A 25,206-nucleotide genomic window follows, 5' to 3' on the forward strand; every position below is an offset into this window, starting at 1 on the left:
GAGCGGGGTCAACCGCCCACAGAAGAAACACAAGCGGCAAGCCTCCTTGTGACGGCGAGCCGGACATAAGAATCGAGGCGAGTGTCTGCCGTGAGCAGTTCACCTTCACCATTCGGGCAGAACGAGTGGTTGGTCGAGGAGATGTATCGCAAGTTCCGCGAGGATCCCTCTTCGGTGGATCCGAGTTGGCACGAATTTCTGGTCGACTACTCCCCTGAGCCCACCACCGACAACACCGTCGCCAACGGTCAGTCGACGGCGCCGGCAGCGCCGGCAGCGCCAGCAGCGCCGGCTGCGCCGGCAGCAACTCCGGCCGCGCCTGCGGCGGCCGCTCCGGCAACCGCCGCTCCGGCGGCGCCCGCGAAGCCTCCGGCAAAAGCGGCTCCGGCCAAGGCTGCGCCGGCCGCTCCCACCGCGGCCGAGGGCGACGAGACGCAGGTGCTGCGCGGCGCGGCAGCAGCCGTCGTCAAGAACATGAACGCTTCGCTGGAGGTGCCCACCGCGACGAGCGTGCGGGCCATCCCGGCCAAGCTGATGATCGACAACCGCGTCGTCATCAACAACCACCTCAAGCGCACCCGCGGCGGCAAGGTCAGCTTCACCCACCTGCTCGGCTACGCCATCGTGCAGGCGGTCAAGAAGTTCCCGAACATGAACCGGTACTTCGCCGAGGCCAACGGCAAGCCCGCCGCGGTCACGCCGGCCCACACGAATCTGGGCCTGGCCATCGACCTGCCCGGCAAGGACGGCAGCCGCTCACTGGTCGTGGCCGCGATCAAGCGCTGCGAGACCATGCATTTCGGCCAGTTCATCGCAGCATACGAGGACATCGTGCGGCGGGCCCGCGACGGCAAGCTGACCGCCGAGGACTTCTCCGGCGTGACGATCTCGCTGACCAACCCGGGCACCATCGGCACCGTGCACTCGGTGCCGCGGCTCATGCAGGGCCAGGGCGCCATCATCGGTGCCGGCGCCATGGAGTACCCGGCCGAGTTCCAGGGCGCCAGCGAGGAACGCATCGCCGACCTGGGCATCGGCAAGCTGATCACCCTGACCTCGACGTATGACCACCGCATCATCCAGGGCGCGGAGTCGGGTGACTTCCTGCGCACCATCCACCAGTTGCTGCTGGACGACGAGTTCTTCGACGAGATCTTCCGCGAACTCGGCATCCCGTACGAGCCGGTGCGCTGGCGCACGGACAACCCGGACTCCATCGCCGACAAGAACGCACGCGTCATCGAACTGATTGCGGCCTACCGCAACCGCGGCCACCTGATGGCCGACATCGACCCGCTGCGGCTGGACAACACCCGGTTCCGCAGTCACCCGGACCTCGACGTCAACACCCACGGGCTGACGCTGTGGGACCTGGACCGCGAGTTCAAGGTGGACGGGTTCTCCGGCAAGCAACACATGAAGCTGCGCGATGTGCTGTCGGTGCTGCGGGATGCGTACTGCCGCCACATCGGCGTGGAGTACACCCACATCCTCGAGCCCGAGCAGCAACGCTGGCTGCAGGAACGCGTCGAGATCAAGCATGACAAGCCGACCGTCGCCGAGCAGAAGTACATTCTGAGCAAGCTCAATGCGGCCGAGGCGTTCGAGACCTTCCTGCAAACCAAATACGTTGGGCAGAAGCGCTTCTCGCTCGAAGGTGCAGAGACCGTCATCCCGATGATGGACGCCGCGATCGACCAGTGCGCCGAGCACGCGCTCGACGAGGTCGTCATCGGCATGCCACACCGCGGCCGGCTCAATGTGCTGGCCAACATCGTCGGCAAGCCCTACAGCCAGATCTTCACCGAGTTCGAGGGCAACCTGAACCCGTCGCAGGCGCATGGCTCCGGCGACGTGAAATACCACCTCGGCGCATCCGGCAACTACATCCAGATGTTCGGCGACAACGACATTCAGGTGTCGCTGACCGCCAACCCGTCGCACCTCGAAGCGGTCGACCCGGTGCTCGAGGGCCTGGTCCGAGCCAAGCAGGATCTACTGGACGGCAGCAGGGACGCCGACGTCTCCGGTGAGTACCCCGTCGTCCCGCTGATGTTGCACGGCGACGCGGCATTCGCCGGCCAGGGCGTGGTCGCCGAGACGCTGAACCTCGCGCTGCTCAACGGTTACACGACCGGCGGCACCGTCCACATCGTGGTCAACAACCAGATCGGGTTCACCACGGCGCCAACGGATTCGCGCTCCAGCGAGTACTGCACCGACGTCGCCAAGATGATCGGTGCGCCGATCTTCCACGTCAACGGCGACGACCCGGAGGCCTGCGCCTGGGTGGCGCGGCTGGCCGTGGACTTCCGCCAGGCGTTCAAGAAGGACGTCGTCATCGACATGCTGTGCTACCGCCGCCGCGGACACAACGAAGGCGACGACCCGTCGATGACCCAGCCGTACATGTACGACGTCATCGACACCAAGCGCGGCTCCCGCAAGGCCTACACCGAGGCCCTGATCGGCCGCGGCGACATCTCGATGAAAGAGGCCGAGGACGCCCTGCGCGACTACCAGGGCCAGCTCGAGCGGGTGTTCAACGAGGTGCGCGAACTGGAGAAGCACGCCGCCGAACCCAGCGAGTCCGTCGAGTCCGACCAGCAGATCCCGCAGCGGCTGGCCACCGCGGTGGACAAGTCGCTGCTGGCCCGGATCGGCGATGCCCACCTGGCCCTGCCGGACGGGTTCACCGTGCACCCGCGCGTCAAGCCGGTGCTGGAGAAGCGCCGGGAGATGGCCTACGAAGGCAAGGTCGACTGGGCATTCGCCGAGCTGCTCGCGCTCGGGTCGCTCATCTCGGAGGGCAAGCTGGTCCGGTTGAGCGGCCAGGACACCCAGCGCGGCACGTTCACCCAGCGCCACGCCGTCATCGTCGACCGCAAGACCGGCGAGGAGTTCACCCCGCTGCAGCTGCTGGCCACGAGCACCGACGGCACCCCGACCGGCGGCAAGCTCCTGGTGTACAACTCGGCGCTGTCGGAGTACGCCGCGGTGGGCTTCGAATACGGCTACTCGGTGGGCAACCCGGACGCAATGGTGTTGTGGGAGGCCCAGTTCGGCGACTTCGTCAACGGCGCCCAGTCGATCATCGATGAGTTCATCAGCTCCGGTGAGGCCAAGTGGGGTCAGCTGTCCGACGTCGTGCTGCTGCTGCCGCACGGCCACGAGGGCCAGGGCCCCGACCACACGTCGGGCCGCATCGAGCGCTTCCTGCAGCTGTGGGCCGAGGGTTCGATGACCATCGCGGTGCCGTCGACCCCGGCGAACTACTTCCACCTGTTGCGCCGCCACGGCCTCGACGGCATCCAGCGTCCGCTGATCGTCTTCACCCCGAAGTCGATGCTGCGCAACAAGGCCGCCGTCAGCGACATCCGGGACTTCACCGAGAACAAGTTCCGCTCGGTGCTGGAGGAAGCCTCCTACACCGATGGTGAGGGCGACCGCAGCAAGGTCACCCGGGTCCTGTTGTGCAGCGGCAAGATCTATTACGACCTGGCGGCACGCAAGGCCAAGGACAACCGTGAGGACGTCGCGATCGTGCGTCTCGAACAGCTCGCCCCGCTGCCGCGGCGCCGGCTGGCGGAGACTCTGGACCGCTACCCGAACGCCACGGAGAAGTTCTGGGTACAGGAGGAGCCGGCCAACCAGGGTGCATGGCCGTCACTGGGCCTGACCCTGCCCGAGGTGCTGCCGGACTACTTCACCCCGATCAGGCGGATCTCGCGGCGCGCGATGTCGGCTCCGTCCTCGGGGTCGTCGAAGGTACATGCCGTCGAACAGCAGGAGATCATCGATCTGGCCTTCGGGTAACCAGCTTCCCTGATCTCCGAAGTCAACGAAATGGTCGCTGCCGCACGACGGTAGCGACCATTTCGCTTCTTTCGGGGCGGGTTTCGATCAGGGTGCGCACAACGCTGGGCGGGGCGAGTGGCGCTAACTAGACAACTAGGGTGACATTGACGCCCGTCGCCGCCCCCGCCCAGACGGGCCCAGCGACACCCACCAATCCCGCCACGGTGCGCACCGCGGTCCTGGCCAGCGTGCTCGGGACGACGATCGAGTGGTACGACTTCTTCCTGTACGCCACGGCCGCGAGCCTGGTGTTCAACCACACCTTCTTCCCGGACCAGAGCTCTTTCGTCGGCACGATGCTGGCGTTCGCCACGTTCGCGGTCGGGTTCCTGGTCCGGCCCATCGGCGGATTCGTCTTCGGTCACATCGGCGACCGGATCGGCCGCAAGAAGACGCTCGCCCTGACGATGCTGCTGATGGGCACGGCCACCGCGTTGATGGGTGTGCTGCCCACCGCGGCGCAGATCGGTGTGCTGGCGCCGATCCTGCTTCTGGTGTTGCGCGTGGTTCAGGGATTCGCCCTCGGCGGTGAGTGGGCCGGCGCGGTGCTGCTGGCCGTCGAGCACAGCCCTCGTCATCGCCGCGGATTGTTCGGGAGCATCCCCCAGGTCGGGCTGGCGCTGGGCCTGGCGCTCGGCACCGGAGTGTTCGTGCTGTTGCAGCTGTGGCTGTCGGCCGAGGCGTTCCAGGCCTACGGGTGGCGGATCGCGTTCCTGTTCAGCGTCGTGCTGGTGATCTTCGGCGTCGTGGTGCGGTTCCGGGTGGCCGAGACCCCGGCGTTCGAGAAGCTGCGCGACGACGACGAACGCTCGGCGGTCCCCGTGAAGGAGATCTTCCGTCCCCCGACGCTGCGCTCGACCGTGCTGGGCCTCTTGTCACGCTGGGGCGAGGGCGCCGCGTTCAACACCTGGGGCGTGTTCACCATCTCGTATGCCACCGCGACCCTGCACCTGGGCAAGGTGCCCGTCCTGACCGTGGTGACCGCGGCAGCGCTGCTCATGGCGGTGCTGCTGCCGGTGTCGGGTCTGCTGGCCGACCGGTTCAGCCCGAAGGCCGTCTACGCGTCGGGCATCGCCGCGTACGCGGTCGTGGTGTTCCCGGCGTTCGCGTTGTTCGGCACCGGCAACATCGTGGCGTACGCGGTGGGAATGTTGTTGGCGTTCGGGGTCATTCACGCCTGGTTCTACGGCGCGCAGGGCACGCTGTACGCGTCACTGTTCCCGACCCGCACCCGCTACACGGGGCTGTCGACGGTGTATCAGCTCTCCGGGGTCTACGCCTCTGGCCTGACCCCGCTGATCCTGACGGCGTTGATCGCGGCGGGCGGCGGCACCCCCTGGTTGGCGTGCGGGTACCTGGTGGCCACCGCGGTGATCAGCGTCGTCGCGACACTGTTGCTGCGCCCCGAGCACTAGGCGGCAGCAAGAGTCAGCACGTCAGTACCAGCGGGCCGGACTCGGTGATCGCCACGGTGTTCTCGGTGTGGGCGGTACGGGAGCCGTCGGCCGATCGGATGGTCCACCCGTCGCGGTCGTAGACGATGCGGTTGGTGCCGGCGGCAAGCCACGGTTCGAGCGCCAGCGTCATCCCCGCCCGCAACTTCATGCCGCGGCCCGGATTGCCGCGGTTGGGCACGTGCGGGTCCTCATGCATGGTCCGGCCCAGCCCGTGCCCACCGAATTCGAGGTTGACCGGGTAGCCATAGTCGGCCGCGACGGCGCCGATGGCGGCCGAGATGTCGCCGAGCCGGTTACCCGGCCGTGCTTCGGCCGTTCCGGCGGCCAGCGCCTCCTCGGTGGCCCGGACCAGTCGCACGTCGGCGGCCGCGGGGGTTCCGACGATCACGGTGCGCGCCGCGTCAGCCACCCAACCGTCGATGGACACCGCGAAGTCCATGCTGAGCACATCGCCGTCGCACAGCCGGTAGTCATGCGGAAGGCCATGCAGCACAGCGTCGTTGACCGACAGGCAGATGACGTTGCGGAACGGACCTTTGCCGAACGACGGGTCGTAGTCCCAGTAGCAGGACTCGGCGCCGCGGCTTTTGACCATGTCGCGGGCGTGGTGTTCGAGGTCGAGCAGGTTCACTCCGATCGCGACGAGCCCACTCAGCTCGCTGAGCACCTCGGCCACGAACCGCCCGGTGACCCGCATCTTCTCGATCTCGGCGTCGGTCTTCAGCTCGATCATGTCTACACCTTCCTCGGTATTTAAATACCAACACTAGCGGTATATAAATACCGGCGCTACCGTGGAGCCGTGGTCCGCACCCCGCTCACACCCGCACAGATCGCAGCCGGCCGACGGCTCGGCGAGACCCTGCGCGCCGCCCGGGGCGCCCGCTCGCTCGACGAGGTGGCCGAACATGCCGGCATCTCCCCGGAGACCCTGCGCAAGATCGAGACCGGCCGGCTGCCCTCCCCCGCGTTCGGCACGGTCGTCGGACTGAGCGACGCCCTCGGAATTCCGCTGGAGGCCCTGGCGCAGGTATGGCGGCCGGTGCGCGCGGCGGCGTCATAGCCCTACCGTGGGAGAAATGGACTCCCCGGATTACGGATTCGACGGCGATTACAACAAGGTGTCGGCACGCAACCAGGCCGCGATCGCCGGCGGCGCGTTCATCGGCCTGCTGATCACGGCGATCATCGGCATCGTTCGCGGTCGACACCGAACCGGCTGGCTCGCAGGGGGTTTGGCCGCGTTGCTGGCGACCACCGTCGGATTGTTCGTGCACGCCACGCGGCGCGGGAAGTTCGCGGTGTGGCGCGACATCCTCGACGACCTGGCCCTGCGGGGCGATGAGACGCTGCTCGATCTCGGCTGCGGGCGCGGCGCGGTGCTGCACGCCGCGGCCAAACGGCTACCGGACGGACGCGCCCTGGGCGTCGACCTGTGGCGTGCCGATCAGACCGGCAACTCGCCGGAGCAGACTCTGGCCAACGCGGCAGCCGAGGGCGTCGCCGACAGGGTCGAGGTACACACCGGCGACATGACCGCGCTGCCGTTCGACGATGCCAGCGTCGACGTCATCGTCAGCAGCCTGGCCATTCACAACATCCCGGATCGCGCCGGCCGGTCCCGCGCACTCGATGAGGCCGCCCGGGTGTTGCGCCCCGGTGGGCGACTGGCGATCGCCGATATCTGGGACACCCGGCGCCACACCGACCGGTTGCGCGCCATCGGCTGGCAAGACGTGCGGCGACGAAATCTCGGCTGGCGGATGTGGTGGGGCGGCCCTTATGTGGGAACTCACCTCGTGACCGCCACCAAGCCAGCCGACGAACGCGAGACCGCGGGTACCGGCTAATCTCGACAAAAGGTCGAACGACACAAGGGAGTGGGCATGGAAGGCTTCGCCGGAAAGGTCGCCGTCGTAACCGGCGCCGGATCAGGCATCGGACAGGCTCTGGCCATCGAGCTGGGACGCTCGGGCGCCAAATTGGCGATCAGCGACGTCGACACCGAAGGCCTGGCCGTCACCGAGGAACGCCTCAAGGCGATCGGCGCCGAGGTCAAGACCGACCGGCTCGACGTCACCGAGCGCGAGGCTTTCCTGCTCTACGCCGACGCTGTCAAGGAGCACTTCGGCAAGGTCAACCAGATCTACAACAACGCAGGCATCGCATTCAGCGGCGACGTCGAGATCAGCCAGTTCAAGGACATCGAGCGGGTGATGGACGTCGACTATTGGGGCGTCGTCAACGGCACCAAGGCCTTCCTGCCGCACCTGATCGCCTCCGGCGACGGGCACGTCATCAACGTCTCCAGCCTGTTCGGCATCTTCTCGGTTCCCGGCCAAGCCGCCTACAACTCGGCCAAGTTCGCGGTGCGCGGCTTCACCGAGGCCCTGCGTCAGGAAATGGCCCTGGCCAAGCATCCGGTCAAGGTGACGTGTGTGCACCCGGGCGGGATCAAGACCGCCATCGCGCGCAATGCCACCGTCGCCGAGGGACTGGACCAGAAGGCGCTCGCGGAAACCTTCGATCGGCAGCTGGCCAACACCACTCCCCAGCGCGCCGCCACGATCATCCTCGAGGCCGTGCGCAAGGACAAGGCGCGCGTGCTGGTCGGGGCCGACGCCAAGATCCTCGACGTCATCGTGCGGATCACCGGCTCCGGCTACCAGAAGCTGTTCGCCTCCGCGATGGGTCGGATGATCCCGCGCTGACGCCGGCCACTGGATCTGCCGAGATCTGGTCGCTGTCGGTGTCGTAGTCGAACAGCTCGCCGTAGCGACCCCAGTCGATCGCGATGTCGAGTTGGCGCTGGGCGTCGTCCGGACCGAACCCACGCCGGAGCAGATCCAGGAAGAACCCGGCCCGCAGGTTTCCATCGGAGCTGGTACCCAGCGCGGTGCAGATGGTGCGGACCAACGGCGCCCGCGTGCGCGCTTGCTCGGCGAAGATCCGCTTGCTCGACTGGATGTCGGCGGTGGTGAATTCACCTCCGGTAACCGTCAATTCGAGGTCCCCGTGGCGCACGTGCAACATCCCGAGCATGGCCGCGGCGTCCACGAGCGGCAGCAGGTCGTCGATCTCGAAGTTGAGTTCGGTGGCGATGTCGGGCAGGTCGGCTTTCCCGCCTCTGGCGTAGACGATCTCGACCAGCCCGGCCAGGCCGCCGACGGTGGCATCCGGCAGCGGGACGCTCGTCGGGGTCGCCTCGGTGGATTCGGGCCGCGCCGCACCGGATTCGGTACCGGTCAACAGCTCGTAGAGCTTGTCGACCAGCGCCTCGAACGCCGGAGCGCGGCGGTCTCTGGGCCGGGCCAGGTCCACGCTGACCTCGGCGCGGATCCGGCCGGGGTTGGCGTCCAGCACGATGACCCGATCGGCGAGCAGCACGGCCTCCTCGATGTTGTGGGTCACCAGGCAGATCGCCTGGGTCGGGAACTGCCCTCCGGTCCACAGCGCCATCAGCTCGGTGCGCAGGTTCTCGGCGGTCAGCACGTCCAGCGCGGAGAACGGCTCGTCCATCAACAGCAGATCCGGCTCCAGCACCAGCGCCCTGGCGAACCCGACCCGCTGCCGCATGCCGCCGGAAAGCTCCTTCGGATAAGCCGATTCGAACCCGTCCAGGCCGATCATGTCGATCGCGGCCAGGGCCTGCGCCCGCCGCCGTGACGGCGACACACCGCGGGCGGCCAGGCCGAGCTCGACATTGTCCTGCACGGTCAGCCACGGCATCAGCGCGAACGTCTGGAACACCATGGCGGTGCCTGGATTCGCGCCGTTGAGCTCGGTGCCGCGATAACGGACGGAGCCGCTCGTCGGGGCGATCAGGCCGGCGATCGTGCGCAGCAGGGTCGACTTGCCGGAGCCGGAGCGGCCCAGCAGTGCGACGACCTCGCGGGCCCGCAGGTCCAGCTTGATGTCGTCGAGCACCAGCAGGGAGTCACCGGCCGACCCGGTGAAACTCTTGCTCACGCCGTCGACGCTGACCAGTACGTTGTCGGTCATGGGAACCTCCATCGGATTTCGTTTCAGGACAAGGAGAATCGGCGTTCGGACAAGGTGTACAGGCGACGCCAGAACAGCCGGTTGGTCGCGACCACGTACATGCTCATGACGATCACGCCGACGAGGATGCGGCCGCCGTCGCCTGCCGCGGTCGCATGGGTGATGTAGGCACCCAGACCGGTTGCGGTCAGCGTGGTGCCGTTGAAGCTGACCACCTCGGCCACGATCGACGCATTCCAGGCCCCGCCCGCGGCAGTGATGCCGCCCGTGACATAGCTCGGGAAGATCGCGGGAAGAATCAGCTTGCGCCACCAGAGCATTCGCGGTAGCCGGAGATTGGCGGCGGCCTCGCGCAGGTCGTTGGGGATCGCGCTGGCCCCCGCGATGACATTGAACAGGATGTACCACTGCGCACCGAGTGCCATCAACAGGATGCCGCCGATGTTCAGGCTGATGCCGGTGAACAGCAACACCGCGGTGACCAGAGGGAACAGGAAGTTCGCCGGAAACGACGCCAGCACCTGGACCACCGGTTGCGCCAGCCGGGACACCTTGGGGTTCAATCCGATCCACACCCCCACCGGAACCCAGATCGCGGTCGCGACCGCCACCAGCACCACGACCCGGGCAAAGGTTGCCAGCCCGAGTAGCAGTGCATCGCCGACCTCGCCGAGACCGACGGTGCTCGAGATGAAACCGATCGCGCGGTAGCAGCCGTACCCGATGAGTACCGCCAGAACGACCCCGAACACCCAGTCCCCCAACCGGCGCCGGGCCATCGCGGTCCGTAGTGGGCGCTCGGCGACGCCGAACACCGACATCACCCGATCCATCGGGTAGACCAGAAAACCGAGCGGACGTCCCACCAGGCGCGAGACATTCGACCGGCGCAACACGTCCAGGGTGATACTGCGCGGCGCCTGCGCCGCCTCGGAATCCTCCATCCGGAACCGTTCCACCCAGGCCGTGAGCGGGCGCCAGAACAGCACGTTCACCCCGACCACCATCACGATCATCACCGAGATCGCCACCAGCACCTTGTTCAGTTCACCTGCGTCGCTCGCGGCGGCGACGAACGCGCCGATACCCGGCAACGCGAATTCGTGGTTGTTGACGCTGAGCGCCTCGGCCGCGGTGAGGAAGAACCAGCCGCCGCCGAAACTCATCATGCCGTTCCACACCAGCGGGATCATGCCGCCGGGCAGATCCGCCCGCCAGAACCGTTGCCACCGAGACAGTCTCAGCAGACGACAGGCCTCATCCAGCTCACGCGGCTGCGATTTCAGCGAGTAGTAGAACGAGAACGTCATGTTCCAGGCCTGCGACGTGAAGATCGCGAAGATCGCGGCGCATTCCAGCCCGAGCTCCGAGCCCGGGAACAACGCGATGAAGCCGGTGATGGTGATCGATAAGAAGCCCAGGATCGGCACCGACTGCAGGATGTCCAGCAGTGGGATCAGCACCTTCTCGGCCCGCCGCAAGCGTGCCGCGGCGGTGGCGTAGACGAAGGTGAACACCAGCGACAGCCCGAGCGCGGCGAACATGCGCAACAGCGACCGGCCCGCGTAGTACGGCAGATTCGCCAGATCGGTGGACACCGAGGACGGGGCGGAGGTCACCTGCCACGGCACTGCGGCGCTCTGCACGAGCCGCACGACCACCCACAGCACCGCGGCCGCGCCGACGAACACCAGCACGTCGGCAGCCACGCTGCGGGACGGTCGCGACAGAGCGCCGCGGGTCGGAAAGGTTTGTGTCACAGCCATATCGCCTCAGTCCTGATCCTCGTTGGTCTCTGGTTCGTCGATCTGCCACCGCACACTGATCACCGACGGCTCGAACGACAACCGGCTGACCGCCGTCTCCATGCCCTTGTCGTCACGCCCGGGTGCCCTCAGCGTCGCGCACACCTCGACCCGGTCGCCGTCGGCCATGTGCGTGCTCTGCACCGATTGCAGCGCAAAATCGGTGCGGGACAGTGCATCTACCAGAACTGTGCGCACGTGCGCCTCGGCGCTGTCGGCGGCCATCGCGCGGAACGTGTAGGTGGTCGGGGTCTCGGTCCCGGTGTCGGGCTGCCGGTCCACGAACATCCCGACCGGCCGCAGGATCACGTGCACGGCGACCACGACACCGGCACCGGCGACCGCCTCGACGTACATGCCGGCCCCCGCCAGCGCACCGACCGCCGCCGAACACCAGAGGGTGGCCGCGGTGTTCAGCCCGCGCACGGTCAATCCCTCGCGCAGGATCACCCCGCCGCCGAGAAATCCGATACCGGACACAATCTGGGCGGCCACCCGTGTCGGGTCAGCGGTGGCACCGGCGAAGCCGTGCGCCGAGAGCACCACGAAAAGCGTGGCCCCGGCGGCCACCAGCGCATTGGTGCGCAGCCCCGCCATACGCGCCCGGTACTGGCGCTCCAGTCCGATCAGTGCCCCCAGGCCCACCCCGGTCCCAAGGCGCAGCAACATCTCCGCAGTCGTCATCCTGCGCTCGCTTTCGAAATCGTGAAGGAATTACAGCCAGCTACGGTGCCGGCGAAGGTACCTGCGCTTGACCACGTGCGCGGCGAGTCCGTACGCCGCCACGACCGCGGTCAACCACAGTGCGTATGTCATTGGCAACGGACTCATTTGGAGCAAACCGGCCAACGGGGTGAACCCGAGAACCAGACCCACACCCGCCACGACGGCGGCTGCCGCCACCACGATGCGGGCGGGGCGCGCGCCGCGCCACGGCGCCATTGTCGAGCGCAGCACCAGCACCACCGCGAGCTGGGTCAGCAGGCCTTCGACAAACCAACCGGCATGGAACATCGCCGGGTTCTGGCCGGCCCCGAAGATCCACCACAGCGCGGCGAATGTGGCCAGGTCGAACATCGAGCTCAGCACACCGAAGACCACCATGAAGCCGACCAGGCCGTCCGACGGCCACCGTCGCGGCGCACGCAGGTAGTCACGCTCGACCCGGTCCCACGGCAAGGCCAGTTGTGCGGTGTCGTACAGCAGGTTCTGCACCATCAACTGGATGGGCAGCATCGGCAGGAACGGCAGGAGAACACTTGCGGCGACGACCGACAACACGTTGCCGAAGTTCGACGCGGCGGTGATCTTGACGTACTTCATGGTGTTGGCCAGCGTGCGCCGGCCCTCGACCACCGCGCGGGCCACCACTTCGAGATCCTTGTCCAACAGGATCACGTCGGCGGCGTCCTTGGCCGCGTCGGTGGCGGTGTCGGCAGCGATCCCGGCGTCGGCGGTGCGCAACGCCGCGACGTCGTTCACTCCGTCACCGAGAAAGCCGACAGCACAGCCATTTTGGCGGAGCGCGGAAACGATCCTGACCTTGTGCCCCGGCCCCAACTCGGCAAACACCGACGTTCCGGTTACCACCGCGGGTAACCTGTGGTCGCCGATCCGGTCGATCTGGGTACCGACCAACACCCGCTCCGGGTCGACCCCGACCTGGCCGGCGACCTGCCGGGCGACGATCGCGCTGTCGCCGGTGAGAATCTTCACCTCGACGCCGCAGTCGGCGAGCCGGCCGACAGCGGGCGCCGCGCTGGCCCGTACCGGATCGACGAATCCCACGAATCCGGCCAGTATCAGGTCGGTTTCGTCGTCCTCGCGGTAATGCTCCAGGCGGGCGGGTCCCGGCTTGACCGCCACGGCCAGCACCCGCATGCCCTGCCTGCGGTAAGCCTGAACGAGATCGTCGGCCTCCAGCCGGACGTCGTCGCCCAGCGCGACATCCGCCTGCTCCAGCCACACCCGCGAGCAGCGCGGCAGCACCCGGTCGGGATCACCTTTGCAGATCAGTACATGCTCATCCGGCTGGCGCTGCACCACCACACTGGAGCGGCGGCGCGCAGGGTCGAAGGCGATCTCGTCGACCTTGTCGAAAGCGGCCTCGGCCAGCAACGGCATGCCGTGTTCGGCCAGCATCTCGCACATCGCGGCGTCCAGCCGGTCGTGCGACTCATCGGCGAAAAATGATGCGAGGTAGGCGAACTCGGCAACCCCGTGATCGATCCGGCCGGTGACGTCGATGCTGTTGGCGTAGACCACCCGGTCCTCGGTGAGGGTTCCGGTCTTGTCGACGCACAACACCTCCACCGCACCCAGATCCTGGATGGCGTTGAGCCGGCTCACCACCACCCGGTCGCGGGCCAGCCGGGTGGCACCCCGTGCGAGATTGGAGGTGACGATTACGGGCAGCATCTCCGGGGTCAGGCCGACCGCCACCGCCACCGCGAACATCGCTGCCTGGGACCAGATTCCGGAGACTGATCCGTTGACCACGAACACGATCGGGACCAGCACCAGCATGAACCGGATCAGGGTCCAGCCGACGGTGCGGACCCCGATGTCGAAGCTGGACTCCGTGCGCACGCGAGCGGCATCGCGCGCGAGCGATCCGCCGTAGGTCTGACTTCCGGTGGCCACCACCACCGCGGTACCGCTTCCCGCGACCACGGCCGATCCCGCGAAGCACAGGCTGGCCGATTCGATGATCCCGGTGCCGGCCGCGGCGCCGTCGGCCACCGAGGCGCTCTTGCGCACCGGCAGCGCCTCACCGCTGAGCACCGACTGGTCGATGAGGAGGTCGGTGCAGGACAGCAGCCGCAGATCGGCTGCCACCACGTCGCCGGCCCGCAGCGTCACGACGTCGCCGGGCACCAGGTCGCTCACGGGCACTTCACGCGCGAGCGGTTCCTCGGATTCGTCGGCCCGGCGGCGCACCGTCGCGGTGGCCGATGCCAGGGTGCGCAGCTGTCGCGTCGCCCGTACCGTCCGCGTCTGCTGCCACAGCCGCAGCCCGACCGCGAGGACCACCATTACGGCCACGGTGATGGATCCGCGCGGGTCACCGACGGCCACGAAGATCGCGGCGAGTCCGCTGAGCAGGGCGACGAACGGACTGCGCAGTGCCGCGGCGAGCCGCGCGAAGAAGCCGTCCTCGGCGGCTGTTGGGAGGTTCTCGCCGTGGCGGTGCAGCCGTTCAGCCGCCTGCGCTTCGGTCAGTCCCCGCGGCGTCGCGTCCATCTGCTGGAACACCGTGAACACCGGCGCCTCGGCCAGTTCGCGCAGCGGCATCACGTCGCCGACCGCGTCGAGACGGCCCGCACTGCGGTGAATCCCGGGTGAGGTCATGATCCGGTCCTTATCGCGTCGGAGGCTCCTTGGGTGGGGTTTGTGCTCCGCGCGGACCGAGGCCGGCTAGACGGACTGCAACAGGTTGCGCTGCGTCCGTGCGCGGAGGCGGGTACTACTTCCCTCGACCATGTGGTCCACCTCCAAGCCGCCGTTCGCCGCGGGTGCGGCGTCGCAGTCCAGTAGAACCCAAGACATCCGAACAGTCAAACGCTTGCACAACTGTTAGAAATCCGTCAGCCTGGCAGATGCCATCGAGAGGAGTTCCGTGCCCGACCCCACGCCAGCTGACGACGAGCTTCCGCCGCGGCTGTTGCAAGACACCGCGGCCACCTTCGGGTTGCTGTCCGCGCCCGTACGTCTGCACATCCTGTGGCTGCTCTCCCGCGGCGAACAGGACGTCGGCACCCTGGCCGACAAGACCGGACAGAGCCTGGCCACCGTGAGCCACCACCTCGGCAAGCTCAAGCTGGCCGGCCTGGTGCGCGCCCAACGGCACGGCAAGCGCCAGGTCTACGTCGCGACAGACCCGCGCGTACTCGCTGTCATCCGAGAGGCGATCGGCGGGCACGCCGACCCGGACATGCCGCTGCGCATCCGCCACGCCTGAGCCTGACAGCAGCAGACACCGGTACCGGCCCTGTGCGCCTGGTATGCGGTGGCGCAGGTGTCACAACGCAGGCGCGTGCTGCGCTTCGCGACTCTGGACCCGCTTTCCAGCGTTGCCCCGCAACGGATTTCACGATGGCGGCAGGTACCCGCACTGCTGTTGGTGTGCTCGTTCGCGGTGTTCACCGTTGGACTGGCTGGGAGTGATGGCCCTGGCGCCGGCCACTGTGGCCGGATTGGTCATCAACCGGCGCCTGCCCGGCTGACCGGGAAGGCTCAGTGACCCAGCGGGTTGGCCTGGAGGAACGCATCGGCCACCGCACCGGGATCCTTGCCCTCGGCGACCTGCCTGCGCATATCGGCCAGTGACCCCGTGTCGAGGACACCGGCGATCTCGTTGAGAGCCAGGATCTGGCGCTCGTCGAGCGTGTTGCGGCGATACAGCGGCACCACGTTCTCGCCGCGGATCAGGGACGTCTTGTCAGCCAACACGGTCAGGTCCGACGGGATGGCCGGATCGGCCGTCGTCGACCAGGCCGCGTTGATCTTGCCGGCCCGCAGGGCCGCGAACAGGCTCTTGTCATCAGGGAACACGAGTGCCTCGGGCAGCGTGCACGACCCGACTGCCGCGGGCACACGCATCGACGCCACGGCACCCGGCCGGGCCTTGGCACAGTTACGGCGCAGCGCGCTCAGATCGGTCCCACCCCACGCCGTGGCCGTGGCCTCGGTGACCACCAGCGCGGGCTTGTCCTGCGCCGACATGGTGTAGTCGCCGGCCGCGACACCTTCGGGTAGCGCCGACAGCAGATCCCGGTAGACCTGTTCATCCGCGCGTGCCGTGGCGCTCGGATCGAGCTCGGTCAGAAACCTGCCGGTGAACCCCGGCTGCACCGTCACCGATCCGGAATCCAGCACGCCGGGGACGCCATCGGTGTCGGTCACCACCGCCGGGGTGCCGTAGTAGCGCAGCGCCGCCGCGTAGAGATGACCGAGCAGCACCGACTCGGGCGCCGGACCCGCCCCGACCGCAAGAGCGGCCGGGGCCGAGTTGGACACGCATCCCCCCAACACCGGTGCCACCAGCGCCAACAGCAGCAGTAGTGCCGACGCCAGGGTGCGGCGCATTCGTGAGCTCAGGACTCTGCGGGGTCAACCGCCGCCGCGACCGCGGCCGCAACCGCAGGGCCGACCCGCGGATCCAGCGCACTGGGCACGATGTGGTCGACGGCCAGATCATCGCCGACGACGGAGAAGATCGCCTCGGCAGCCGCCACCTTCATCTTCTCCGTGATGCGGCGGGCGCCGGCATCGAGCGCACCGCGGAACACCCCGGGGAAGGCCAGCACGTTGTTGATCTGGTTCGGGAAGTCGCTGCGCCCGGTCGCCACGACCGCCGCGTATTTGCGGGCGGCGTCCGGGTGGATCTCGGGATCCGGGTTGGACAGTGCGAAGACGATGCCGTTGGGCGCCATCGTCGCGATGAGCTCCTCGGGCACGACGCCGGCCGACACCCCGAGGAAGACGTCGGCGCCCTCGAGCGCCTCGGCCACACCGCCGGTGAGCTTGCGCGGGTTGGTGCGCCCGGCCAGCTCCGCCTTGAAGGCATTGAGGTTGTCCCGGCCGGAGTGCACGATGCCCTGCGAATCGAGCACGACGACGTCGGCGATGCCCTTGTTCAGCAAGATGTTTGCGCAGGCGACACCCGCCGCACCGGCACCCGAGATGACCACACGCAATGCATGGATGTCCCGCTCGAGCACCTTGGTGGCGCCCAGCAGCGCGGCCAGCACCACGATCGCCGTGCCGTGCTGGTCGTCGTGCATGACCGGGCAGTCCAGCGCCTCGATGACCCGGCGCTCGATCTCGAAGCACCGCGGGGCCGAGATGTCCTCCAGGTTCACCGCGCCGAACGTCGGACGCAGCCGGATCAGGGTTTCGACGATCTCGTCGGGATCCTTGGTAGCGAGCACGATCGGGATCGAGTTCAGCCCGCCGAAGGACTTGAACAGCGCGCTCTTACCCTCCATGACCGGCAGCGACGCCGCGGGGCCGATGTCGCCGAGGCCCAACACCGCGGTACCGTCGCTGACCACCGCGACCAGGCGGTTGGCCCATGTGTACTTGGCGGCAAGGGTGTGATCAGTGGCGATCGCCCGGCTCACCTGGGCGACGCCAGGGGTGTAGGCGATCGACAGCGCACGCTGGGTATCCAGCGGCTCCTTCAACTCGACCGAGAGCTTTCCGCCTTCGTGATGATCGAAGATCTCGGCGTCTTCGATGACAACTTGCGGGGTGCGCTCCGCTGACGAGCGCTCGGACGAGGAGGCGACTGTACTTTCCGACACGGCGCAAGGGTACTTCAATGCCAATTCTCACAGGGGCGGGTTCCCCGCTGGTGAGCGTTACTTAACAGTAGGTACGCGTACCATTCGTTGTGCTGATCAGGTTGCTGCACATCGCCCAGGAAGGCCGGAAACGATGCCCACATTCCGCGCCTTGCCACCGGCCCTGCGGGCCACGGCGAGGACCCGGCCCGCAGACCCCGACGCCAGGACGATCCACGTTCCGGTGGCGCGGGCCATGGTCGATTGCGGTGTCTACAGCGGTGGCGACCGGCTGCCCGGCAAATACACCCACGCGGCGGCACTGAACAAGGTCCGCGAACTGCAGGCCGCAGGCGAGAAGGCGTTCGTCTGGATCGGCCTGCACGAACCCGACGAATTCCAGATGCAGTCGGTGGCAGACGTTTTCGGCTTGCACGAGCTGGCTGTCGAGGATGCTGTGCACGCCCACCAGCGTCCCAAGCTCGAACGGTACGACAAGACCCTGTTCCTGGTGCTCAAGACCATCAACTACGTCGAGCACGAGTCGGTGGCGCTGGCCCGCGAGATCGTCGAGACCGGCGAGATCATGATCTTCGTCGGGCCGGACTTCGTGGTCACCGTGCGGCACGGCGAACACGGCGGACTGGCCGGGGTCCGGAAACAGCTCGAATCCTCGCCCGCCATCCTCAAACTCGGACCGTTCGCCGTCATGCACGCGATCGCCGACCACGTGGTGGACAGCTACCTCGACGTGACCGACTTGATGGAAACCGACATCGACGCCATGGAGGAGGACATCTTCTCCCCCCGCACGCACACCAACATCGAGTGCATCTACCTGCTCAAGCGGGAGGTCGTCGAGATGCGCCGTGCCGTGGCGCCGTTGACGCTCGCGCTGGCCCGGTTGCTGACCGACCACAACGACCTGATCTCGGTCGAGGTGCGCAGGTACATGCGCGACGTGCACGACCACAATGTGCAGGCCTCCGACCGCGTCACGAGCTACGACGAGATGCTCAGCTCACTGGTGCAGGCCGCGCTCGGCAAGGTCGCCATGCAGCAGAACGTCGACATGCGCAAGATCTCGGCGTGGGTGGCGATCGCCGCGGTACCCACCGCGATGGCCGGGATCTATGGGATGAACTTCGAACACATGCCCGAATTGCAGTGGACGTGGGGCTATCCCGCCGTGCTACTGACGATGGCCACCATCTGCTTCGTGCTGTACCGCACGTTCCGTCACAACGATTGGCTCTAGCCCGGATCAGCTTGGGCTGGCGGCCCTTCGGGTCGGATCGAGCACGTCGACCCCGTCGGTCTGCCACGCCTCGCGCATCGCATCCGCACCCTTGAGCCGCACCCAGGCGGCCTCGGTGGCAGTGATCGGCGTAGCCGAGAGCACCGTCACCGGAGACAGCGGGTCGGACAGGACTACCTCGCCGATATCGCTGGGGCCCAACAGGAATGCACTGAACGGTGCGGAGTCGAACAACTGCGTCTCCAGGTCGACGAGCGCGTCGGCCTCCAGGATCAGCCCCTCCACGGCGGGCGCGGCAGCCAGGACGGCCAGCGACCGGGCCAGCCCGCCGGGGGTCGGCCCCCGCAGCGACAGCACCACCTCGGCCCGGGGACCGTGGATCGGATCGGAGACCAGCTCAGTCGGATCGAACATCGGGTGCCGCGAACAGCCCAGCGTCACATAGTGATACAGATCCCTGCCAGCACTGTCGGTACCCCCGGCCCGCAGGTCCGGCCCGAACCGCAGCACGTCGATGCGCTCGGTTCCCAGGAAGGTGACGCTGGCGCTGACAGGTTCCGCGGTGATACCCACCGCACCGAAGTGCTCGACCACATGGGCGCGAACCGCAGCCAGGACGTCGATCACTCTTCTGTCGGTTCTCCGGCCGGTTCGGCCGATTCGGCGGGTGCAGCTGCCTCGGGCGCCTCGGGTGCCTCGGCTTCTTCGGTCTCGGGCTCCTCGGGCTCCTCGGCCGCCACGGGCTCGGTACGGGTCAGGTTCGCTCCGGTTTCGGCATCGAAGATCACCAACTTTGAGGTGTCGAACGCCAACTGGATCTGCTGACCATTGGCCACCGTGGATTCTGCCGACACCCGAGCCACGAACTCGTTGACACCGCCCCCGGAATCGGCGACCAACTCGGCGAGCTGCGCCGCCTCCGCGCCGGCACCGTCGATGGTGAAGTGCACGTACTTGTCCGCACCGAGCGATTCGACGATGTCGGCACGCACTCCGAAGCTCAGCGCCCGGATCCGGGCGTACCCGTCGAGCAGCGACGCATCCTCCAGGTGCTCGGGCCGGATTCCGACGATGATGTTGTCGGGTTTGGGCTGACGGTCCAGCAGATCGTGCACCTGCGGCGTCAGAGTGACGTCGCCGAACGGCAGCCGCACCCCGACGTCGGTGAAGGTGGCCGGGAAGAAGTTCATCGCCGGGGATCCGATGAAACCGGCCACGAACAGGTTCGCGGGGTTGTTGTACAGCTCGTCAGGCGTGCCGATCTGCTGGATCTCGCCGGCCAGCAACACCACGACGCGATCACCGAGCGTCATCGCCTCGGTCTGATCGTGCGTCACGTAGACGGTCGTGGTGCCCAGCCGGCTCTGCAGCCGCGCGATCTCGGCACGCATCTGCACGCGCAGCTTGGCGTCCAGGTTGCTCAGCGGCTCGTCCATCAGGAATGCCTTGGGGCGGCGCACGATCGCCCGGCCCATCGCCACTCGCTGACGCTGCCCGCCGGACAGCTGGGCCGGCTTGCGGTCGAGCAGTTCGGTCAGGTCGAGGATCTTGGCGGTCTCTTCGACCTTGGCCGCGATCTCGTCCTTCTTGAGCTTGGCCAAGGTCAACGGGAATGCGATGTTCTGGCGCACCGTCATGTGCGGGTAGAGCGCATAGGACTGGAACACCATCGCGATATCGCGGTCCTTGGGCGCCTTCTCGTTGACCCGCTCGCCCCCGATGCGCAGCTCGCCCGACGAGATGTCGTCAAGCCCGGCAATCATGTTCAGCGTGGTCGACTTACCGCAGCCCGACGGCCCCACCAGGATGATGAACTCGCCGTCGGCGATGGTCATCGAGAACTCTTTGACGGCTTCTCTGGTACCGCCTGCACCGTCGGGGTAACTCTTGGTGACCCGGTCCAACACAATTTCGGCCATCCAATTACCCCTTTACCGCACCGGATGTCAGGCCAGCGACGATGCGCCGCTGGAAGATGAGAACAAAGATAATGATCGGGATGGTGATGACCATCGCGCCCGCCGCGATCGACCCGGTCGGCTCCTCGAACTGCGAACTGCCGGTGAAGTTCGCGATCGCCACGGGTGCGGTGATTGCCCGCTGCGTCGCGGTCAGCGACAACGCCAGGAGCAGGTCGTTCCACGCGAAGATGAAGACCAGGATGGCCGCCGTGACGATGCCCGGGGCCGCCAACGGCGCGATCACCTTGCGGAAGGCCTGGGCCGGAGTGGCCCCGTCCATCTTGGCGGCCTTCTCCAGATCCCATGGGATCTCCCGGAAGAACGCCGACAGTGTGTAGATCGCCAGCGGCAGTGCGAACGTGATGTAGGGAATGATCAGCCCGGGCCACGTGTCGAACAACCCGATGCTCCGCCACAGGTTGAAGATCGGGGTCACCAGCGAGATCTGCGGGAACATCGCGATCAACAGGGCTACGCCCACCAACAGCTTCTTGCCGGGAAAATCCAACCGTGCCACGGCGTAGGCGGCCATGCCGCCGATCGCCACGGCGATCACCGTGGTGATCAGACCGATACCGATCGAGTTGATCAGTGCCGAGGTGAAGATGTTGCCACTGAAGATGCCCTTGTAGTTGTCGAACGTGATCTTGGTCGGAATCAGCTTGCCGTCCTTGACGCTTGACGTCGGTTTCAACGACAGCGACAGGATCCACAACACCGGTACCAACGCATAGAGCACCACCAGGATGTTCACGATCGTCCACCCGGTCGCGCGCCGCGCACCCACTCGCTCGGTCATCGGTGTCCCTCCACGTCTGCACCGGGCGCCGACGCACCGAAGATCTTGATGAAGATGAACGCGATGATCGCGACCGACAGGAAGATCAACACGCTGATGGCCGAACCCAATCCGAGGTTGAATGCCTTGAACAAGTTGTCGTACCCCAGGATCGACACCGACCCGGTGTTGTTGGCACCTCCGGTCAACACATAGATGTTGTCGAAGATCCGGAACGCGTCGAGGGTCCGGAACAGCAGCGCGACCAGGATGGCCGGTTTGATCAGCGGCAGAATCACTTTCACCAATCGCGTCCAGGCTCCGGCGCCGTCGACCTGGGCAGCGTTGAGCAGATCCTGCGGCACCAGCGCCAGGCCGGCGAGCAGCAGCAGCGCCATGAACGGGGTGGTCTTCCACACTTCGGCGAGCACGATGATGGCCAGCGATGGCAGCTGCTCGGTCAGCGGGGCGCTGCCGTCGGGTAGCAGGTTCGCCAGGTAACCGGTACCCGGCGTCCAGGCGTAGTACCAGCTGTAGGAGGCCGCCACCGTCACGATCCCGTAGGGGATCAGCACCGCGGTACGGACCACACCCTTACCGAAGATGGTGCGGTGCATGACCAGTGCCAGCGCCATGCCGAGTACGAACTCTATGGTCACCGAGACGACGGTGATCGCCAGCGTCACCGCGAACGCCGTCCACCAGTAGCGGTCGGTGAGGATGGTCTGGTAGTTGGCGAACCCCACAAAGGCGGTGTCGTCGGGGGCCGCCAGGTTGTAGCGCTGCAGGCTCAGCCACACCGCATATCCGATGGGGTACGCGGTCACCGCAATCATCAGAATCACGGCGGGCGCGATCAGCGCGAACGCCAACTTGCGTTCGGACGTGCGGTTGTCGGTGCGGCTCATGGAATCAGCCCCTTGCCGTCGATGGCCTTCTGCACCTGTTCGGTCAGCTCATCGGCGGTGTGCTCCGGATCGATGTCGGTGATCGGGGCCAGGGTGGCCGAAATGCGGGTGGACACAGCCTGATACACCGGGGTCGCGGGACGCACCGCGGCGTTGGTGAGCTGCTCACGGATGATCGCGTACTGCGGGTACTTGGCCTGGAACGCCGGATCGTCGTAGAGCGACTCGCGCACCGCGGGCAACCCGCCCTCGACCGAGGTGTAGCGCTGGTTCTCGACGTTGCGCAGGCATCGGATGGCGTCGAAGGCCTCGGCCTTGTGCTGGCTGGTCTTGGCCACCGCGAGGTTCAGCCCGCCCAGGGTCACCTTGGCCGGCTCCCCCTCGCGCACGCCCGGATAGTTGGCGAACCCGAACACATCTTTGCTGGCCTCGTAGGCAGACTCGAACTGTTCGTCCGTGGGCGAGAAGGTGCCCAGATCGTTGATGGCCCCGGCGAGGTCGGCACGCTCGTTGAGCGGCAGGAAGTTCACTCCGCCCTTCACTGCGTTCTCCAGCAGCGAGGGCAGCACGAACGGCCAGTTGACCTCGAGGGCGGCCTTGCCCTGCTCGAGTGCGAGTCGGGCAGTCCCCTCATCGGTCTGGGTCACCGACGGATCGGCGCCGGGCGCAGTGGCAACCGACTTGATGATTTCCAGCGCCTTGACCGTCGCCGCACGATGCTCCGGTGTATCGGTCAGCGTGACGGTCTTCCCGTCATCGGAGAGCACCTGCCCTCCCGCACTGGCCAGCAGGGTGTTGAACCACACCACCAGGCCCTCGTACTGCTTGGCCTGCACCGCAATCCAACTGGGCTTGCCCGCTGCGTGCAGGCGGTTCGCCTCAGACACCATACCGTCCCAGGTGGACGGCGGCTCAGCCATCAAATCGGCTCGGTACCAAAGCAATTGGGTGTTGGTGGTGATCGGTGATGCGTACAACTTGCCTTGCCAGCGGGCGGTCTCCAGCGGACCGGGCAGGGTGTTGTCCAGCGCGTCGGATTCCGCCTCACCCGCCGGATCCTCTGATAGCGGGACCGCCCAGCCCGCCTCGGCGAACTCGGCGGTCCACACCACGTCGAGCGCCATGATGTCGAGGGTCTTGTCGTTACCGGTCAGCCGCCGGGCCAGCTGCAACCGTTGGTCGTCAGCACCTTTCGGCAAACTCACCTGCTTGATGGTGAAGCGGTCGCCGAGTTCGGAGTTGCAGCGTTTGGCAACGGCGGTGAAAGTCGCCATCTCGTTGGCCGGCGTGTAGTAGTTGATGACGATCCCGCCATCGGCCTTACCACACGCAGACAGCACCGAGGCCGTCGTCAACGCGGCCACTGCCGCAGCACATAGCCGCCGAGCGCGCACCGCTGTGCCTCCCGTTCGCATTCGATGTCGCCGCCAGAGCGGCTCCCGCGCGCAAACCGTAGAGCTCTGCCCGCTTATGTGCAACAGTTTGGGCGTGCCGCGTCACAATCGTGACCTGCGGACATTTGCCACCGCGGCCGGCCCGCGGCCGCATATGAGGTCAGATCGTCAAGCGCGCCAGCAGATCCCGACCCTGCTCGGCACTCTGCGGATCGCACAGAACGTCGTAGCGGCCTGCGACCAGCTGCATCGTCGAACTGAAATCTCTTGTGCCGCGAGCCATCGCATAAGGGATGGCAGAGGTGATCAAGCCGAAGAAGACACCGGCGACCAGGCCGGTGAGCAGTGCGCTCCACGGGTTGGGGCTGAAGAAACCCAGGATCAGGCCGATGAACAAGCCGAGCCAGGCACCCGACAGCACACCACCGCCGAGCACCTTGGGCCAGCTCAGCCGACCGGTGACCCGCTCGACTTGCATCAGATCCACCCCGACAATCGTCACCTGCTGCACCGGGAACTGTTGGTCGGACAAGTAGTCGACGGCACGCTGGGCCTCCGCGTACGTCGGGTAGGAACCGATTGGCCAGCCTTTGGGCGGCGTCGGCAACGCGCCGCGCGCAGCGGGCGCGGCACCCGGTGTCTGACCGGACTGAAATGGGCTCGTCATCGATCTTCACTCTCCTCCGCACCGCCTGCTCGGCGGCGGCTCTCGTTACAGCAACGCCCTGGCACCGGATTTGGTGCCGCAGTCACGCGACCGGGGCGTTGCCGTCCGTGCGCTAGGTTGATCAGCATGACAAACCCGGACGGCAACGCGGGCGAAACGCCGCCATCCGACCCCGGCTCCCAGCCGTCGGAACCGTTGTCCGGCGGCTACGAAGCACCTTCCATCGAGCATTCCCAGGATCGGCCGCACAGCGGCGGGGCGCAACCGTCCTACGAGCTGGGACCGCAGAGCTACGAGGCCAGCCCGCCGTATCCGCCCGCGATCGACTATCCCGCGGACATCCCACACGACTACGCGCCGCCACCGCCGTACCCGGGCGCGGCCGGCTATCCCCCGCCCTATCCCCCGCCAGTGCCCGGGTATCCGCCTCCGCCGGGTTACGGCATGCCGGGATACCCCGCGTACCCAACCGGCCCCGGATACCCCGGCGGCTACGGGATGTCGCCGTCGGGCACGACCAACAGCGTGGCCATCGGATCGCTGGTGGCCTCGATCATGTCGCTGCCACTGCTCGCGATGTGCGCGATCGGACTGCTTCCCGCCCTGGTCGGAATCGGTCTCGGGATCACCGCGCTGAACCAGATCACGCGGAGCGAGCAGGCGGGCTTCGGTCCGCAGGGCGGGCAATCCGGCTTCGGTCCGCAGGGCGGACAATCAGGCCGGGGCCTGGCAATCGCCGGCATCATCATCGGCGTGCTCGGCACCCTCCTCAACGGGGGCTGGATTCTGTTGTTCCTGATCGGCATATCCTCCACGTAGCAGGCCGCATCG

At 67.0% G+C, this 25,206-nt stretch carries 21 protein-coding genes; 8 read left to right on the forward strand and 13 right to left on the reverse strand.

Translation table 11 applies throughout. The features are described 5' to 3' along the window. The first annotated feature begins 90 nt into the window (after window positions 1-90). Together ACZYZ7_RS26450 and ACZYZ7_RS26455 are read left to right on the forward strand one after the other, a co-directional pair. Entirely contained in the window at window positions 91-3,816 is a 3,726-nt protein-coding gene (locus ACZYZ7_RS26450; protein WP_450069853.1) for a multifunctional oxoglutarate decarboxylase/oxoglutarate dehydrogenase thiamine pyrophosphate-binding subunit/dihydrolipoyllysine-residue succinyltransferase subunit, read from the forward strand. Between the two features lie 146 nt (window positions 3,817-3,962). After that, window positions 3,963-5,273 carry an MFS transporter gene (locus ACZYZ7_RS26455; protein WP_450070157.1) on the forward strand — a complete coding sequence of 437 codons (1,311 nt, stop codon included), beginning with the start codon at window positions 3,963-3,965 and terminating at the stop codon, window positions 5,271-5,273. 13 nt (window positions 5,274-5,286) lie between these two features. Here ACZYZ7_RS26455 and map read toward each other — a convergent pair whose 3' ends face one another. Then, the gene (gene map, locus ACZYZ7_RS26460) at window positions 5,287-6,048 is read right to left on the reverse strand and encodes a type I methionyl aminopeptidase (protein WP_463742182.1); all 762 of its coding nucleotides are present in this window, start codon (window positions 6,046-6,048) and stop codon (window positions 5,287-5,289) included. Between the two features lie 69 nt (window positions 6,049-6,117). Between map and ACZYZ7_RS26465 the strand changes: the two genes are divergently transcribed. The 3 genes from ACZYZ7_RS26465 to ACZYZ7_RS26475 are packed head-to-tail and all read left to right on the forward strand — an operon-like array spanning window position 6,118 to window position 8,026. After that, the gene (locus ACZYZ7_RS26465) at window positions 6,118-6,378 is read left to right on the forward strand and encodes a helix-turn-helix domain-containing protein (RefSeq protein WP_135457225.1); all 261 of its coding nucleotides are present in this window, start codon (window positions 6,118-6,120) and stop codon (window positions 6,376-6,378) included. A 16-nt stretch (window positions 6,379-6,394) separates the two neighbouring features. Further along, window positions 6,395-7,165 (forward strand): class I SAM-dependent methyltransferase, encoded by a 771-nt coding sequence (locus tag ACZYZ7_RS26470; protein ID WP_463742183.1) that lies wholly within the window; start codon window positions 6,395-6,397, stop codon window positions 7,163-7,165. Between the two features lie 36 nt (window positions 7,166-7,201). Further along, window positions 7,202-8,026, forward strand: coding sequence for an SDR family NAD(P)-dependent oxidoreductase (locus tag ACZYZ7_RS26475; protein WP_135457227.1), 825 nt, complete (start codon window positions 7,202-7,204; stop codon window positions 8,024-8,026). On the opposite strand, the gene ACZYZ7_RS26480 is transcribed toward ACZYZ7_RS26475, so the two are convergent. Genes ACZYZ7_RS26480 through mgtA form a run of 4 tightly spaced genes read right to left on the reverse strand, consistent with a single transcriptional unit; the run spans window position 7,965 to window position 14,473 of the window. Beyond that, window positions 7,965-9,317 (reverse strand): ABC transporter ATP-binding protein, encoded by a 1,353-nt coding sequence (locus tag ACZYZ7_RS26480; RefSeq protein ID WP_450069856.1) that lies wholly within the window; start codon window positions 9,315-9,317, stop codon window positions 7,965-7,967. The two genes, ACZYZ7_RS26475 and ACZYZ7_RS26480, sit on opposite strands and share 62 nt — an antisense overlap. A 23-nt stretch (window positions 9,318-9,340) precedes the next feature. Continuing rightward, entirely contained in the window at window positions 9,341-11,083 is a 1,743-nt protein-coding gene (locus ACZYZ7_RS26485; protein ID WP_450069857.1) for an ABC transporter permease, read from the reverse strand. Window positions 11,084-11,089: 6 nt separating this feature from the next. Beyond that, a complete protein-coding gene (locus ACZYZ7_RS26490) occupies window positions 11,090-11,806 on the reverse strand; it encodes an MgtC/SapB family protein (protein WP_450069858.1) in 717 nt (238 codons plus the stop codon). Window positions 11,807-11,836: 30 nt separating this feature from the next. Beyond that, window positions 11,837-14,473: a magnesium-translocating P-type ATPase gene (mgtA, locus tag ACZYZ7_RS26495; protein WP_450069859.1), complete on the reverse strand. Its 2,637-nt coding sequence runs from the start codon at window positions 14,471-14,473 to the stop codon at window positions 11,837-11,839. 268 nt (window positions 14,474-14,741) lie between these two features. Between mgtA and ACZYZ7_RS26500 the strand changes: the two genes are divergently transcribed. Continuing rightward, window positions 14,742-15,083: an ArsR/SmtB family transcription factor gene (locus ACZYZ7_RS26500; RefSeq protein WP_135457237.1), complete on the forward strand. Its 342-nt coding sequence runs from the start codon at window positions 14,742-14,744 to the stop codon at window positions 15,081-15,083. Between the two features lie 275 nt (window positions 15,084-15,358). Here ACZYZ7_RS26500 and ACZYZ7_RS26505 read toward each other — a convergent pair whose 3' ends face one another. Together ACZYZ7_RS26505 and ACZYZ7_RS26510 are read right to left on the reverse strand one after the other, a co-directional pair. Then, entirely contained in the window at window positions 15,359-16,210 is an 852-nt protein-coding gene (locus tag ACZYZ7_RS26505; protein WP_450069860.1) for a glycine betaine ABC transporter substrate-binding protein, read from the reverse strand. Window positions 16,211-16,218: 8 nt separating this feature from the next. Beyond that, window positions 16,219-17,430, reverse strand: a complete 1,212-nt coding sequence (locus tag ACZYZ7_RS26510) for an NAD(P)-dependent malic enzyme (RefSeq protein ID WP_135457241.1) — start codon at window positions 17,428-17,430, stop codon at window positions 16,219-16,221. Between the two features lie 133 nt (window positions 17,431-17,563). Here ACZYZ7_RS26510 and corA point away from each other — a divergent pair, with 133 nt between their 5' ends. Continuing rightward, window positions 17,564-18,667, forward strand: coding sequence for a magnesium/cobalt transporter CorA (corA, locus tag ACZYZ7_RS26515; protein WP_450069861.1), 1,104 nt, complete (start codon window positions 17,564-17,566; stop codon window positions 18,665-18,667). Window positions 18,668-18,673: 6 nt separating this feature from the next. Here the strand turns inward: corA and ACZYZ7_RS26520 are convergent, their stop codons facing one another. The 6 genes from ACZYZ7_RS26520 to ACZYZ7_RS26545 form a co-directional block, all read right to left on the reverse strand. Next, complete coding sequence (locus ACZYZ7_RS26520) at window positions 18,674-19,294, reverse strand: suppressor of fused domain protein (protein ID WP_450069862.1); 621 nt, start codon at window positions 19,292-19,294, stop codon at window positions 18,674-18,676. Next, a complete protein-coding gene (locus tag ACZYZ7_RS26525; RefSeq protein ID WP_450069863.1) occupies window positions 19,291-20,586 on the reverse strand; it encodes an ABC transporter ATP-binding protein in 1,296 nt (431 codons plus the stop codon). The genes ACZYZ7_RS26520 and ACZYZ7_RS26525 overlap by 4 nt, the downstream gene beginning before the upstream one ends. Before the next feature lie 4 nt (window positions 20,587-20,590). Beyond that, complete coding sequence (locus ACZYZ7_RS26530; RefSeq protein ID WP_210115690.1) at window positions 20,591-21,415, reverse strand: carbohydrate ABC transporter permease; 825 nt, start codon at window positions 21,413-21,415, stop codon at window positions 20,591-20,593. 8 nt (window positions 21,416-21,423) lie between these two features. Beyond that, entirely contained in the window at window positions 21,424-22,314 is an 891-nt protein-coding gene (locus ACZYZ7_RS26535; protein ID WP_135457251.1) for a carbohydrate ABC transporter permease, read from the reverse strand. After that, complete coding sequence (locus tag ACZYZ7_RS26540) at window positions 22,311-23,708, reverse strand: ABC transporter substrate-binding protein (RefSeq protein ID WP_450069864.1); 1,398 nt, start codon at window positions 23,706-23,708, stop codon at window positions 22,311-22,313. Before ACZYZ7_RS26540 ends, ACZYZ7_RS26535 begins: the two co-directional genes overlap by 4 nt. A gap of 160 nt (window positions 23,709-23,868) precedes the next feature. Next, entirely contained in the window at window positions 23,869-24,375 is a 507-nt protein-coding gene (locus tag ACZYZ7_RS26545; RefSeq protein WP_135457255.1) for a YflT domain-containing protein, read from the reverse strand. A 126-nt stretch (window positions 24,376-24,501) separates the two neighbouring features. Between ACZYZ7_RS26545 and ACZYZ7_RS26550 the strand changes: the two genes are divergently transcribed. Beyond that, window positions 24,502-25,194, forward strand: coding sequence for a DUF4190 domain-containing protein (locus ACZYZ7_RS26550; RefSeq protein WP_450069865.1), 693 nt, complete (start codon window positions 24,502-24,504; stop codon window positions 25,192-25,194). Window positions 25,195-25,206 lie beyond the last annotated feature (12 nt).

Source organism: Mycobacterium sp. IDUB_17 (assembly GCF_055419465.1).